Genomic DNA, 15,370 nt, shown 5'->3' with positions numbered 1-15,370 from the left:
TTTTTAATGTTCAATCATTTAAAATGTCACTTGCACACCGGCCGATACTGTTTTTTGCAATGGATACTGAGTTATTCCACTAGCCGTTTGAGACCTTTCAGGGTCAAATCCATCGAATTTTGTGAATGTAAACAGGTTTTCACCATTCACATATAATCGGAGCCTGTCAATACCAAAAGCAGCTGTATTCGGAACCGTATATCCCAATTGAATTGTTTTTACCCTTAGATAGGAAGCATCTTGTTTCCAGAAAGTAGAGAACATATAGTTTTTCGAATGACTATTAGGATTTACTGCTCGTGGCAAGGTCGCTGTAGCCCAGGTTGACTCATCAGATGGGATGAACCGGTCGGTAGCCCATTTAGAAGGGAATAAGCCACGATCTCCATTTACACCAACAGGAATTACGCCATTTCCTCCCAAATAAGTATCTCGTCCGTAAACCCCCTGAAGTAGAGTTGCAAAATCAAAACCTTTATAATCCAGATTTAAATTAAATCCGTAAGTGTATTTTGGAATAGTGTTACCAATTACTTCGCGGTCTTCGCTGTTAATAATACCATTTCCATCCAAATCCTGATATTTTACATCGCCGGGCTTTGTTTTATTATTGATATACCAAGCTCCTGAATTTCCCGACAACTCACGTGCTTTTTCATTTAGTGCATCCAATTCCTCCTGCGATCGGATCAAGCCATCTGCAACATACCCATACATTGATCTGAAAGAGTAACCTTCCCAGATTACGAAGTTTCCACCAGAGCGAACTTCTCCTTGGTATTTGGTGACTTCATTCTTAACATTAGAGACATTAAAACCAATATTATAAGCTAAATCCCCCAATTTGTCCTGATAATTGGCACTCAATTCCCAACCTTGGTTTGTAACTTCAGCTAGGTTTACGACAGGACTTGCTTTATCTCCCATCGTTTTGGGTATATTCATACCAATAAGAATACCATCGGTTAAGCGATGAAAATACTCGGCTGTAACATTGAGTTTCCCAAATAAGGTTGCATCAACCCCAATATTTGAGGTTGTCGTGGTTTCCCATTTTATATCGGAGTTAACCACCTCAGTAGAAGCAATCCCCGAAGTGATATTTCCACCCAAAGAATAAGTTTGTCCTAAAGCATAACTGGTTTGATAAGGATAATAATTTGGAGAACTACCTCTCATGATATTCTGATTCCCTAATTTTCCCCATGAAGTCCTGACTTTTAAATTATCGAGCCAACTAACATCCTGCATAAATCCTTCTTCGGATATTCGCCATCCCGCAGAGAAAGATGGGAATACCCCCCATTTATTGCCTTCTTTAAATCTGGATGAACCATCATAGCGCACATTGCCTTCAAGTAAGTACTTGCTTTTATAGGCATAATTCACTCTTGAGAAAAAGGAAACAAGCGACCATTCACTTGCCGAACCTCCTACCTGAGGATTATCCAATCCAGCATTTAACACAAATAGCTCATTGTTGTGAAAATTGTCAATTCCTGCATTAAACCAATCACCACGATACTTCTCAACACTTGATCCGACCAATACATTTAGATCATGGTTTTCGGCAATTGTTTTCGAATAATTTAAGGTATTGTAATTTGTAATGGTAAAATTCTCTGAATTTGAATTCCGAGCTGGCGTCAGTTTATTTAATGTCTGGTCAACTTCATCCGTATTAAAGTTCCATAATTCAGTTAATCCTCCAAAAGATTGCTTAAGAGTATTATTGAATTTAATAGCCGCATTCGTAGAAAAACTCAATCCATCAATAATCTCCCAATTCAAATACAATTTTCCAAGGAAATTCTGGTTTCGCTCTGTATTATGCGTATTTTCCCATTGGGCTCGTGGATTGATAACTGTACCAACACCAATAGCCTGTGCATTACCATAACGTCCATCCTGATGCCTCTCATAGGGAATACCAGGAACAATCCCGAAGATTTCAGTAACATCAGGGTTCTCTAGGTCTTTCCAAAAACCCGACAGGTTTGTTCCGACTTTTAAGTTTTTGAGAATACTTCCTTCCCAGTTCATTCTGAAATTATAACGTTTTGCATAAGTGTCGGGAGTAATCCCTTTTTGGTCAAGATAACCAAGAGAAAAGTTATAGACCGCTTTATCGGTTCCGCCAGAAAAAGAGAGATGGTGTGAATGCATTGGAGCAGTATCTCCATACCATACATCCACCCAGTCTACACTTGGTCTAAATACTGGATCAGGATTGTTGCGAAATGCATCAATATCATCTTGAGAGAATATGGCTGCTTGACCAATGTTTGTCCAAGCTTCATTCGCAATTTCCATATAGGTTGCAAAATCACTTAGATACTCTGGCATCTGACTAGTAGATTGCCAGCCATGATAACCGTTATAGTTAACTTTCAAAGCTCCGGCTTTACCTTTCTTCGTTGTTACCAAAATTACACCGTTTGCCGCTCTTGATCCATAAATTGCGGAAGATGCTGCGTCTTTTAGTACCGATATGCTTTCAACGTCATTGGAGTTAATATCTCCAATTCCCGACTCAATACCATCGATTAATACCAGCGGATTAGCATTATTCAAGGTACCAACACCTCGAATTCGGATAGTGGCACCATCTTTACCGGGCTGCCCATCGGTTTGAGAAATATGGACTCCTGTTGCTAGTCCACTTAAAGCTGAAGACATGTTGGTTATCGGACGTGCATCTAATTCCTTTGCAGTTACGCTTGAAATAGCACCAGTTAAGTTAACTTTCTTTTGTACTCCATATCCAACAGCAACAACTTCATCAATGCCAATAGCATCTTCTTTCATTGTTACATTAATCGCACTTTGGTTTCCTACAGGAATCTCCTGGGGAACCATTCCAACAAAAGAAAACAATAGAACGTCCCCTGCTGCAACCTGATCAAGGGTATAATTTCCATCAAGATCCGAAACCGTTCCTTTCGTTGTTCCCTTCACAACAATAGTGACCCCTGGAAGCGGTTGATTGAACGAGTCAGTAACCTTTCCACTCACCTCTCGTGCTTGTTGGCTAAAAGCTGTAGAGCTCAAATTGGTCAAAATGATCTGCCGATCACGAATCATAAATTCAGTAGTTGTTTGATCAAACAACTCTTTCAGGATGCCTTCTACTGTTTGTTTTTTAGCATCTACATTGACTTTCCGATCAACATCTATTAAATCCTGATTATAAAGGAAATAATAATCTGACTGATTTTCGATCTCATTTAACACATCAGCCAAACGCACATTTTTCAACTTCATTGACATGCGGGTTTGCTGAGAAAAGCTATTTAATGCTGAAACCTGCAAAATGCCTGTTAAAAGAAATAAAACGACTAAGCGCATAATCCAAAATGTTTTTTTGAGGGCACACCAGTAAACTGCCCCACTTCTTTGTAATTTTTTCATAAATTTACGTTGTAGAGTGATTAAAAATTTCGTTGTAGTGACTCTGCAATTTGTCAGGGAAGTGTTGGTAGCACTTTCCTGATTTGCTTTAAATTACTGCCATTCAATAATGATTTTCTTTTTCATGTAAGTTCCTTGCTTATTTAGTTTACGTTCTTCTATTCGATATTTCAAGGGGGTCGTTAAAGAAATCAAACGAAGGATTTCATCCAACTGCTCGTCTTTAAACGTGGCTTTGAAATTATAATCCTGCAGTCGTTTATCACGTATCTCAAAATCGACATGATACCATCGAGACAGTTTTTTCACCACTTCGGATAGCGGTTCTCCATCAAATCGTAAAAACCCCTTGGTCCACGATGTGTAGCTACTCGCATCAACCTGGCTAACTGTTGCTTCATTTTTTAACAGGTCAAGCTCAAATTTTTCGTCGGGGTTCATCGTATAAGTCAGTTGATCCTCTGTATTCAGGATTTGAACTTTGCCTTCCTGTAAAATTACATTGACCGCCGATTCGTCAGCATAAGCAGCCACATTGAAAGAGGTGCCCAGTACCTGCACGGTTAACGCCTTTGTTTTAACCCGAAACTTCTGCTGACTCCGGTGCACAACTTCGAAATAGGCCTCACCTTCAAGTTCAACATCTCGATGCTCTGAAAAAACAACAGGATAAGTTAATTGTGAGCCACCATTTAACCATCCCTTTGATCCGTCAGGCAAAACAAACTCGGTTCTCGCTCCTGCAGGCGAGTGAATGGTTGCCATAATATTCTCTTGGTATTTGGTTGTACGAAATATCCAAAGACTTGCAGCCAGCAAAACTGGAATAAACAAAACTGCGGCAATACGCTGATAGTATCGCAAAATTGATTTTCCTTTGGCTTCCGACTTTTTAATATGGTTTTTCCTGAACCGTTCAAGCATGACTTCCAAGCCCCCATTCAGTGGTTGGTTCGCAGAGAGTCCTTCCCAGTGCTCTTTTAACTCTTCCCGAAGATTTTCATCCGCTCCCGATTGAAAATGCTGCTTCACCTGTTTATAATCGGTACGGGAATAATTCCCGTTGACAAATCGTCTTAATCGTTCTCTATCTATTTTCTTCTCTGACATGAGTTATAAGTGAGATTCATTCAAATTACTCACTCGTTATATCCTCATTTTTTCAAAACCCCTATTCCGATTTGATTTTTTTTTAAATTTTAGTGTAAAAGAAGGAGAGATAAAGAAGAAAGAACAGGGTCAAAACGCTCAGGAATTGGTTACGAAATGGGAAGCTTATTTGAAGTTTTATATTTCAAGTTCGTGATTTCCCGAACATTTGGAAATCCAATATCTATTATCGGCTCTCCAAAAATAAAGAGAAAAACAAAAGGCCTCCAGGAAAGTCCTCGGCAAACCGGCGCTTTAAATATTTCATTGCTTCGGTGATCTGATTTTCAACGGTCTTCACGGAAATGTCATATTCATTGGCAATCTCAACTAGTGATTTTCCATGTTTTTTTCGCCGAACGAACACGTTCTTTCTTCGTTCTGGCATCTCCGCAATAAATTGATCCAGCCGCTGAATAACCAGTTGGTAGTTATTTTCAAAATCAATCGGATCGTCCCCATTATCTAACTGATCAATCACTTCTTCTTTGAACTGATTAACCTGAGCTTTCCGATTAAATGATTTTCTGATTGAATTATAGGCAATAGTAAATAAATAAGATTGAAAAGAAGTATCCGTCTTTAGTCTTTCGCGATTTTTCCAAACTTTCATGAAAACTTCCTGCACAATCTCTTCCGCCTCACTTTTCTGCTTTAAATAGGATACAGCAAACACAAAAAGTTTCTGTCCATACTTCAAGAAGAGTTTTTCAAAAGCGGAATGATCTCCTTTTTGCAACGAGATCAATAGTTCTGAATCAATATTCCGAATCGAATTCTTCAACAATTAGCCGTTTAACGGCTGTAAAGAAATAAAAAAATAAGGACATGACTTCAAAAAGACACTACTCTCCAATCAAATGATTAGAGAATTAGCTTAATTACAGCCAGTGTTTATTGATCATACAAACCTGTATTTCCTTTTTCCCAAAGAGACATCAGCTCTTCAACAAGCTCTGGATGCTCAGCAGCAATATTCCGTTTTTCATGTGGATCATTTGCATGATCATACAATTCAATCATCGGTTGTTCGTTTCTAAAATATTTGGTTAATCGATAACGATCGGTTCGAAGCGTAATTCCATTTCGGAAATAGCCAAATGCTTCATTTTTCCATGCAAGCTTATCTCCTGCTAAAATAGGGAGCATACTCTTCCCATCCGTTGTATGCGGCATCTCAACCTGGCAAAGATCCATGAGGGTCGGATAAATATCAACCGAACTCACCACACCATTCACCGGCTGACCATTCGTTATTCCTGGCACCCGAACAATGAATGCACTTTTAAGGGCCTGCTCAAAAATGGTATGTTTTCCCCAAACCAACTGATCGCCTAAATGCCAACCATGGTCGCCCCAAAGAACAACCACCGTATTTTCAGCTAAGCCTAATTCGTCCAATTCATCCAATAATTTTCCAATTTGAGCATCGACATAGCTGACACAAGCAAAATACGCATGTCGCAACTTTCGTCCATATGCATCAGATACCGGACCTTCCAGTGATGCTTCCTCATCTCCAAGCTGGTAACCATTAAACTCGCCACTATTGTGTAAACTCGCTTTATTTACATTTTCAGGAATAGCTGCAATTGGAGACAAGGGAATGTCATCCTCCTGATACAAATCCCAATATTTTGTAGGAGCATTGAATGGAAGATGTGGCTTAAAGAAACCAACGCCCAGAAAAAAAGGCTGCTTCTTTTGAGCTAATTCCTTCAATTTCGTTAGGGCTAAGTTGGCTGTCAATCCATCTGGATAGCCATCATCGTCCACCTCTCCTCTTTCATAAGGTTTTACCTGACGATTGCGGCTTTGTCGGTTCTCCCCATCAGCATACCCAAAAAATGCATTCCAACCAGTCCCCCATTTTCCGGCATCAAATAACATTTCATCCCAACTATGGGGTAATTCCAGTTCGGTACCTACCGAATCGGTGTAGGCATACAACAAACCATCAGCATAGTGGCTTATTTTTCCCACTCCAACCGTATAATACCCGTTTCGTTTTAAGTGATGAATAAATGTTTCCGGAGCTTCCTGCTCAGGCTGTCCTGATATCATATTGTGAATCGCCTCATTGGATAAATGGGCTTTGGTTTGCGGATACATTCCAGTCAACAAACTACTTCTAGAGGCTCCACAAGTTGGAATAGAAACAAAATGGTTTGTAAAAACCGCTCCTGTTTTTGCGAGTTGATCGATATTTGGTGAGTGAATGTATTCTTTACCATAGCATCCCAACTCAGGACGGAGATCATCAACACAAATAAAGAGGACATTGGGTTGCTGACTAATTTTGGGTTCCGCGTTTTTTCTTTCACACGACACCAACGCCAAAGAGCATAACCAGAAGTAGCTTGTGTTTTTCATCGTTTTTTCTTTTAAAAGCAGCCTAATTATTCATCCTTTTATACCGTGCTAAAGCCTCCAAGAAGTAATAGTCGGCATAATTAATTGGTACATCAATCTCGGAATGTGAAGGAATGTTTCCAACACTATGATCGAGAACAAAAAAAGGAATTTTTTCAGGATTGGCTTTATAATGGCTACTCAGGCTAAACAAAATCTGTTCTGCTGCTTCCCAATAAACTGTTCCATTCTTTTTACTCAATTGGCTTAGCTCCAAAAGAGCCGATGCCGTTACTGCAGCAGCCGAAGCATCTCGCCAAGGTTTTTCCAGCTTGGGCAATTTTTCCAACCAGCTTGGAACGTAGGCCGGATCATTGATGTGATAATCCCACAGAGGCACCAGGTCTTCTGGCATGTTGGGATGATTAAGGACATAGCTTGCAATCGCTTCAGCATATTGCAAAAACCGTTCGTCTCCTGTTTCCCGATAACAAAGCGTAAAACCATACAAACCCCAAGCCTGTCCACGCGCCCATGCTGATTCATGTGAATATCCCTGATGCGTATATCGACCTCTTACTGCTCCGGTTAGGGTGTCATAATCCACAACATGGTAGCTACTATAGTCCTCCCTGAAATGATTTTTCATCGTTTGTTCGGCGTGAGTGATGGCAATCTTTCGGTACTTATCATTCCCTGACAACCTGGAGGCCTCGAACAACAAATCCAGATTCATCATATTATCAATAATGACCGGGAACTGCCACCTCTTTCCATCTTTGGTTCCGCCTCCATTCCATGATTTTATCGAGCGAGTAACATCGCTGTACCGGGTACAAAGCGACTCTGCTCCATTAATCAGCACTTGCTTGTAATCAGCATTGTTTGTCAGTCGCAAGCCATTTCCATAACTACAACTCAGCATAAAACCAACATCATGATTGTCGGTATAATATTGGATGGGCTCTAACCACTTCGTTGTTCGCTCAGCTGTTGTTCGCCATTGTTCGTTACCCGTTAGTTCGTACAGATACCATAAACTACCGGGGAAAAAACCACTGGTCCAATCGTAAGGGCCAACCGTTCCTAGTTCTCCATTTTTTCTGATTGATCGGGGTAAACGCCCATCTTCCGGAATCGCATCCAAAGCCTTTTCTAGCTGGCTCCCTGCAAAATCAACATTTTCTTGAATAAACGCACCCTTCTTATCTGAACATCCCGCTACGGACAGCAAAACAATTGCCATCCCCAGTATCATCTTTAATCTCATTGCTTTTGTATTTTTATTTTTCATCGACAAAATAATCAATCCCTGTATCGTAATTGGTATAGTGAATATACTTCTTGTTCACCATCCAAAGCACAACTGGGACATCCCCTTTTTTCATATTCTTGGGAACAACCGGCCTGACATTGTCATATTCCGAGTTTTGTGTGATGGGCGTTACCTTCCAACTCTTTCCATGATTCCGTGTCTCCTGCTTTTCAATTTCAAAGGTACCATTCACGTCACGCGACAAGTAAATAATGTTCGGATTTAACGGATTTAAGGACATTCCTGCTGAATAATGTGGTTCCGGTTCTATCTTCCCCTCGGGTGTTTGAGGGAACCACTTTCCAGCATTACAAACCTCGTTGTCAATCCACTTTTTCCCATCAAATATGGCATAATGATACAGGTGCTTGGTTTCTTCCGGGTAGCGGGCATACAGCACAACCGGACGCCCTTTCCGATCAGATCCTATATCGTAAATCCAAGCCCGGCCATTTTCTTCAGTTGCCTGATAAACCACTGATGCATCTTTCGGCTCAAATGGAATATTTTTCAGATCACAGATCTTGGTTCCATCGGCTTTCCAAAAAGCACCATTCTCATAGCAAGCATAATAAACCGAATTCAACGGTTCATTACGAGGATGTCCATCGGTAAAAAGAATGTGAATCTTCGATTTTCCGTCCGAGGAGTAACAGACATAAGGACGATTGTTACCATCAAAAGGAATGTTGGTGATAAAGACCCTACTCTTTTCAAAGGATACGCCATCATCGTCAGACCAAGTGATATTGGGTTTAAAGCCAGTCCAGCGTCCGAAGCAATAAATACGGTTATTCTCATTTGAAAGCGCAAATGGATTGGCATATGTCACGCGCTTGTATGGATACCTTTTGAGTTCTTCTTCATCATAAATATCGTGCTCAACAGTTTCTCCAAACTCCAACGAAGAAGCATCAGTCTTCAATCGGTTAACCCGCACTTTATGATCGTAATGTTTGGCGCAAAACAGCAAAACATCTTTATCCGCCAACTCGGCAAATGCTGGGTTGGCATGGTCGTCCTTTTCAAGTTGAGGGGCAATTGTTTGAACCTGACTTGCACCTTCTATATAATTTAAAAGAGCTGCTTGCAAAGTCCCGTCTTTGGTAATCCAACCGGTAACAATTTCAGCTTTTCCATTGTGACGGTAGATTGCACGAGGGCCCGAAAACCAACACCACGCCGCATCTTCACTTAATGTTTCAGGCTTATTTTGTGCCTCAACAAAATTGAAGGACAATAGAGTGCCCACAATTAAACTCATTATCAAACTCACCTTTTTCATAAATTTCCGAAATATTTTAGTTAGTAATACCCCCCTAGTAATAGATGGACGCTGCCATAAAAGTATAAGTTCTTTTCTATCCAGAAGAATTGACTGCCAAATATAGGCCGATGTATTCATTGGTTCACTTCAAAAAAGCAACTTTATCAAAAAACCACCCTCCACTTCAACAGACAAAAAAATTCTTTCCCTCCAATTAACGAACAAGAGCTATTGCATCAACTCATCTTCTTCTTCTAGTTTATTCTTCATCTGCTTAAAAATATCAGGATGCTCATTGATTACATTCTGATGTTCTCCTAGGTCTATTCCAAGCTGATACAATTGAGGTGAAAAAGCGGTGCTATCCTGATGCCATCCCCGGCTTTTTTGCATATGCAACTTCCACTCTCCTTCGCGAATTGCTTCTGGCTGTCCGTTGCGTGCATAGTAAAGAAAAGGTCTTGGCTCCAACTTTGTTTCTTCTGGATTTTTCAAGAGCTCCAAAAGACTAATCCCATCAAAACTTCTTTTTTCAGAATCAGTATCTTTAAGAATGTCAATAAACGTTGGAAACAAATCCATCAGTGTAACCATCCCATCTGAAACTTTATTCGCTGGAATTTCCTGAGGCCATGCAATTAATCCGGGAACACGTTGTCCTCCTTCCCAAGTCGTCGCTTTTGTGCCTCGCAACGGCCTTGCTGAACGATTGGATATCGGCCCGTTGTCTGAAGAAAACACCACAATTGTATTTTCGTAAATATGCTCCTCTTTTAGTGTTCGGATAATTTCTCCCATGCTCCAATCCAGTTCCATGATGACATCGCCATACAAGCCCATCTTGCTTTTTCCTTCAAATTGCTCACTAACATGGAGTGGCGTATGTGGCATATTGTGGGCGAGATAAATGAAGAATGGTTCTTCACCCCGATTCTTGATCAGCTGAATACTTTCTTCGGTGTACCTCTTGGTCAGGTAGCGCTGATCTAGACCTTCTTCTATGATATTTTCATTGCGGTATACCGGCAAAGGTGGAGATTGAAAATTATTATGTCGATAATAATGCCCGTCCATATCGTTGGAATACGGAACTCCATAAAAATAGTCGAATCCTTGACGGTTAGGCATAAATTCAGGCTGATGTCCAAGATGCCATTTCCCAATGCAAGCCGTTGAATAGCCATTCTCTTTAAACAATTCGGCCAGCGTATAACTTTCCGGGGGCAATCCATGCGTCGAGTAAGGAAAAATCACAGCTTCATGCAAATTGGTTCTTTTGGGATACAAACCCGTTAATAAGCCTGCTCGCGATGGCGTGCACACTGTAGCTGGCGCATACAAGCTCGTGAACCGGATGCCGCTCTCAGCTAAAGCATCCAAATTTGGGGTTTCAAACCCGGTTGCTCCATAACATCCCAGGTCAGCGTATCCCTGATCATCAGTAAAAAAGATGATTACGTTCGGCTTCTTATCATCCTGCCGACAACCAAACAAAGAAACAAGCAAAGTGAAAAAAACGGTAGACCTTCCTATTTTCATGATAAGCGATTTTGGGTTAAGCGACCTGCAAAATACTAAAACAAAAGCCAATCCCTATAGCCGAAGAAGGAAAACTCCATTTTTGCAGGAATCATCTCTTCGCTTGCTATAAAGATTGGCCTTCAAACTTTTTGTCAAAACACTTTTCGAATTTGACTCAGTTATAAGCTGCAATTATTTTAAGCTATTTCTTTTTAAGAATAGCTGTCCATCCACCTCCAGGAGCCATTTTAACATTAACTTTTGAAGCAGAATTAACCTCCTGGTTTTCCTGAGCAAAGTCTGCAGCATGTTTGTCGGCATTCACTCCGTCTTTCCACACACTCATGGTATAATTTCCATCACCTAAGAAATCAAGATCCAGACTTAACTCGCGGGCGTCCCAATCTGTCATGGTGCCAATATACCAAGTATCACCCGACCGACGAGCGATGGCAACATAGTCTCCTACTTTTCCTTTTAGAACTTTTGTATCATCCCAAACTGAAGGCACAACAGAAAGAAATTCCATGCATTCCGGTTCTTTATAGTAGTTTGATGGATTATCGCAAAGCATTTGAAGCGGGCTCTCAAAAACAACATACATGGCCAGTTGATGACAGCGTGTCCCTGAACTCATCGGCTCTTTAAAAACCTTCCTAAAATTCTCCTTCGTCGCATTAATCATTGCTCCCGGCGTATAATCCATCGCTCCAGCCACCATTCTTGTAAATGGCAACGTTACATTATGCTCGGGATCAGGGAGTAATGACCACTTGGCATTCTCCATACCTTTAACGCCCTCGTAATTAATCACATTGGGATACGCCCGCTCAAGTCCGGCCGGTTTATAAGCCCCGTGATAATCCACTAGTAATTCTCGCGAAGCACACTCACTGGCAATCTTCTCGTAAAAATTGACCATCCATTGGTCATCGCGTTGCATAAAGTCAATTTTGATTCCTTTCACTCCCCAAGCCTCAAACTGGTCAAGAGCTTTCTCCAATTGATCATCCAACGCTTTCCATACGACCCAAAGGATTACTCCCACATTGCGCTCTTTTCCATAGTCAACTAATTCCTGGATATCAATCTCATCAACAACATCCATAATATTCTCCAGGTGATACCAACCTTCATCCAATATAATATATTCCAGGTTGTTTTTCGAGGCAAAATCAATGTAATACTTGTACGTATCGTTGTTTACGCCCGACTTAAAATCAACGCCATAAATGTTATTCGCATTCCACCAGTCCCAGGCAACTTTTCCAGGCTTAATCCATTCGGTATTTTGAATTTTCAACTCAGGCGCCAACTTATAAATCAGCTCGGATTGCACAAGTTCTTCATCATTCTCACTTATAAGCAAAGCCCTCCAGGGGAAACTCCTTGGTCCATTGCATACTGCAATGTAGTCGGCATATTTTGTTGGTTTTACATCACGATCGCTTAGCTGTTTTTCTTCCAAAACAACACCGGCAAATTTTCCGACCAAGGCATTCTGATTTTGATCGTCCCCTTGAAGAAACATCCCTGGATAATCCATCAGGTTTGACTCTGAAATGTAAGTTTTCACTCCATTGTCGCAATCCACCAGCATACCCGTTGAACAGAATCTGTCAGAGCCAACCGCAGATAAATTTACTTTCAGGTACTCCCTTTCCTGGTGAGAAAATAGACTTTCTTCTTCAGGAAACCAAGTGGTATGATCGGCAGGAAAGACAAAGCTGGCCTGCTCCGACTTCACTTTGTATTCGCCTTTTAATGCGGAAACCCAACGGTAAGCCGCTCCTTCGTCATAAGCTCTGAATTCCAAAGAATAACCTTTAAACGATAAGGTAAGCTGGTTGTAAACATCCTGAATTTTAGCATATTTCCGCTGAACAACGGGAGTCAACTCATTGGAATGTGATGTTACTTTAGCTCTTCTGACACGGGCATCCTTCCCCCAAACATCTCCGTTGGCTAATTCAAGAGCGATTGGAGAAGCGGTGATTATCTGCTGATCTCCTAAAAAAACAGAATAAGTGCAATTTTCGTCAACATTCACTTTAAGGCTAATTCTTCCATTCGGAGAAGAAAGCTCATATTCTTTTGCCATTGTCACATTAAATACGACCAGCAAGCAAATTACTGAAAGTAATCTTTTCATTTTGATCTTTTTAACAAGATATCCATGAGGCAAGACCAATGCTTCAGGATATCCCAATTATTGTTTACTTAAGAATTAAATTAGTTATTTTAGGTCATGTTAATTGTCAATTCGGGAAGCATCCAGAACATGCTCTACGACCGCAGATTTTCGACTCTCTTCTGAATCGAAAGTTCCTTAATTTTTTATTTTGATTGATTCCGAAAAATTAGTTAAAAGTATAGATAATTCCTATTTTCTTAGATGTGTAATTTTAATGGGTAACACTATCACATTAAAAACAAAAGTTCATAACAATTCCTATTCCTTTCCCCAGAATGATCCTTCATCTTCAAGTTCTCGCTCCATCTATTCTAATTCTAAAAGGAGTTCGGATACTTTTTCGGATTCCTGATCAGCCAAATCAATTCGCTCTCCCAAATCTTTCTCAACCTGAAATAACAACGGGGTTTCGCGTGAAGCTTCGTACCCATAATTATTCTTCGTTTGCGAACCGATTCTGACATGTAACTTCCACTCCTTTGCCCGAATGGCTGATGGCTGATTATTGAAATAAGAATACAAAAACCTAAAATCTTCAATCTCGGGGTAATTTCCCGAAGGCATCAATAACGAACGAATATCTCGGCCATCAATCATACGGTCGGTTGGCTTTTCAGCCACTCATGATTCTATCGTAAAACACGCCTCATCCATTTCAATCACCATCGACTTTTTACTAACTATTACCATACCAAAACACTAGCTTATTTAGGACTTAAACGACCTGGCTCTCTCCTGTTTTTGCCTACATCTCCGGTTCGAGAGTCCCCTAAATCTTCTCTTGCTTCTTGTGCAATGCGTTCAATCTCGTCTATAACTTCCGGATACAAACCACTTACATCATAGCGTTCTCCCGGGTCGTTATCCAAGTTAAACAGTTTTCGGGCAGTTGTTAAGCTGTTGTATATGCCCGGATAACCATTATTTCCTTGTTCCGTATTCTCATAAGATTTGTAGTTATGTGGAAATATCAGTTTCCAATCATCCATTCGAATAGCTTCTAATTGATTGTCAGCAAAGTAATGATACAGAACTCTTCTTGGGGTGGCATCGACATCTCCTTTCATTATCGCAGAAATATCTATCCCATCAATCTTCTTTTTGGGAAGCGAGGCACCTGTAATACGAGCAAGTGTCGGTAGAATATCGATCGTTGAAGCAAGTTTATTACTTAAGATTCCTTTAGGAATTTCTCTTGTCCAGCTCATTATACATGGCACACGCACTCCACCTTCGAAACTCGTTAACTTTCCTTCACGAAGCCCTCCGGCAGAACCTGCATGATTTCCGTAACTAAGCCAAGGGCCATTGTCTGAGGTAAAAATAACTAAGGTATTTTCTCGTATTCCAAGCTTCTCCAGTGTTTTGATTATTTCCCCCACCGACCAGTCAAGCTCCATTACAACATCACCGTATACCCCTTGTTTTGTCTTACCCTTAAACTTCGACGAAACTGCCAGTGGCACATGAGGCATCGAATGAGCTAGGTAGAGAAAAAAAGGATGCTTTTTATTCTTTTCAATAAACGTTACTGCTTCTTTGGTATAAAGGCTTGTTAACTCAGCCTGCTCATCCAGCGTTCTGATTTTTTTTACAGATTCATTGCCCCGAATCAATGGCAACTCCGGGTGTTTGGATTTTTCTTTTGGCTTCCCATCATACCCTACGGGCCACATATCATTAGAATATGGCAATCCAAGGTAATCATCAAAACCTTGCTGCATAGGCAAGAAACTCACATCGTCACCCAAATGCCACTTTCCAATTGCCATGGACTTGTATCCTCTTTCTCTTAATATTTCGGCAATTGTTTCTTCTTCCGGGTTGAGTCCAATCTTAGATCCAGGACCAAGTGCATATTTAATTCCAATCCGATTTGAATAGCATCCCGTTAACAGCGAGGCCCTTGATGCACTACAAACAGGCTGAGATACATAAAAATTGGTAAAGCGAATACCCTCCATCGCTAATTTATCCAGGTTGGGAGTAAAAAATCCGGTCGCTCCATACGAAGACAGGTCGCCATATCCCATGTCATCAGCTAATATCACTACGATATTAGGAGGTAAATACGTGTCATTGTCATTCTTTTGATGTTGACAACTTGAGAGCAACATAAAAGGCACCAAGGACAGATGGCTATTAAATATTTTCATCTATT

At 40.7% G+C, this 15,370-nt stretch carries 10 protein-coding genes; all 10 read right to left on the bottom strand.

Annotated features, from left to right (window positions below):
• Nucleotides 1–18: 18 nt before the first annotated feature.
• The 10 genes from BM156_RS11765 to BM156_RS11720 all read right to left on the bottom strand — a co-directional run bounded on the left by BM156_RS11765 (nt 19) and on the right by BM156_RS11720 (nt 15,365).
• Nucleotides 19–3,411 carry a TonB-dependent receptor gene (locus tag BM156_RS11765; protein WP_093920070.1) on the bottom strand — a complete coding sequence of 1,131 codons (3,393 nt, stop codon included), beginning with the start codon at nt 3,409–3,411 and terminating at the stop codon, nt 19–21.
• A gap of 93 nt (nt 3,412–3,504) precedes the next feature.
• Nucleotides 3,505–4,521, bottom strand: a complete 1,017-nt coding sequence (locus BM156_RS11760) for a FecR family protein (RefSeq protein WP_093920069.1) — start codon at nt 4,519–4,521, stop codon at nt 3,505–3,507.
• Nucleotides 4,522–4,747: 226 nt separating this feature from the next.
• A complete protein-coding gene (locus BM156_RS11755; protein WP_170846946.1) occupies nt 4,748–5,344 on the bottom strand; it encodes an RNA polymerase sigma factor in 597 nt (198 codons plus the stop codon).
• 110 nt (nt 5,345–5,454) lie between these two features.
• The gene (locus BM156_RS11750) at nt 5,455–6,933 is read right to left on the bottom strand and encodes a sulfatase (RefSeq protein ID WP_093920067.1); all 1,479 of its coding nucleotides are present in this window, start codon (nt 6,931–6,933) and stop codon (nt 5,455–5,457) included.
• Between the two features lie 22 nt (nt 6,934–6,955).
• A complete protein-coding gene (locus tag BM156_RS11745; protein ID WP_093920066.1) occupies nt 6,956–8,182 on the bottom strand; it encodes a glycoside hydrolase family 88 protein in 1,227 nt (408 codons plus the stop codon).
• A gap of 13 nt (nt 8,183–8,195) precedes the next feature.
• Entirely contained in the window at nt 8,196–9,491 is a 1,296-nt protein-coding gene (locus BM156_RS11740; RefSeq protein WP_093920065.1) for a BNR-4 repeat-containing protein, read from the bottom strand.
• Between the two features lie 231 nt (nt 9,492–9,722).
• Nucleotides 9,723–11,033, bottom strand: a complete 1,311-nt coding sequence (locus BM156_RS11735) for a sulfatase family protein (RefSeq protein ID WP_093920064.1) — start codon at nt 11,031–11,033, stop codon at nt 9,723–9,725.
• 184 nt (nt 11,034–11,217) lie between these two features.
• Nucleotides 11,218–13,167 (bottom strand): glycoside hydrolase family 97 protein, encoded by a 1,950-nt coding sequence (locus tag BM156_RS11730; protein ID WP_093920063.1) that lies wholly within the window; start codon nt 13,165–13,167, stop codon nt 11,218–11,220.
• A 348-nt stretch (nt 13,168–13,515) separates the two neighbouring features.
• Nucleotides 13,516–13,830: an alkaline phosphatase family protein gene (locus tag BM156_RS11725; RefSeq protein WP_139218270.1), complete on the bottom strand. Its 315-nt coding sequence runs from the start codon at nt 13,828–13,830 to the stop codon at nt 13,516–13,518.
• Between the two features lie 83 nt (nt 13,831–13,913).
• Nucleotides 13,914–15,365 carry a sulfatase family protein gene (locus BM156_RS11720; RefSeq protein WP_093920061.1) on the bottom strand — a complete coding sequence of 484 codons (1,452 nt, stop codon included), beginning with the start codon at nt 15,363–15,365 and terminating at the stop codon, nt 13,914–13,916.
• Nucleotides 15,366–15,370: the final 5 nt, after the last annotated feature.

The sequence above is a fragment of the Sunxiuqinia elliptica genome (genome assembly GCF_900113005.1).
In the GTDB taxonomy this organism is placed as follows: Bacteria; Bacteroidota; Bacteroidia; order Bacteroidales; family Prolixibacteraceae; genus Sunxiuqinia; species Sunxiuqinia elliptica.
Note: the sequence above shows the minus strand (reverse complement) of the source record. Positions and strands in the feature narration are given on the sequence as shown.

Excerpts from the sequence above, each read along its gene's own strand:
- BM156_RS11745 (WP_093920066.1), bottom strand. The coding sequence starts at position 8,182 with ATGAGATTAAAGATGATACTGGGGATGGCAATTGTTTTGCTGTCCGTA.
- BM156_RS11750 (WP_093920067.1), bottom strand. The coding sequence starts at position 6,933 with ATGAAAAACACAAGCTACTTCTGGTTATGCTCTTTGGCGTTGGTGTCG.
- BM156_RS11740 (WP_093920065.1), bottom strand. The coding sequence starts at position 9,491 with ATGAGTTTAATTGTGGGCACTCTATTGTCCTTCAATTTTGTTGAGGCA.
- BM156_RS11720 (WP_093920061.1), bottom strand. The coding sequence starts at position 15,365 with ATGAAAATATTTAATAGCCATCTGTCCTTGGTGCCTTTTATGTTGCTC.
- BM156_RS11730 (WP_093920063.1), bottom strand. The coding sequence starts at position 13,167 with ATGAAAAGATTACTTTCAGTAATTTGCTTGCTGGTCGTATTTAATGTG.
- BM156_RS11760 (WP_093920069.1), bottom strand. The coding sequence starts at position 4,521 with ATGTCAGAGAAGAAAATAGATAGAGAACGATTAAGACGATTTGTCAAC.
- BM156_RS11765 (WP_093920070.1), bottom strand. The coding sequence starts at position 3,411 with ATGAAAAAATTACAAAGAAGTGGGGCAGTTTACTGGTGTGCCCTCAAA.
- BM156_RS11735 (WP_093920064.1), bottom strand. The coding sequence starts at position 11,033 with ATGAAAATAGGAAGGTCTACCGTTTTTTTCACTTTGCTTGTTTCTTTG.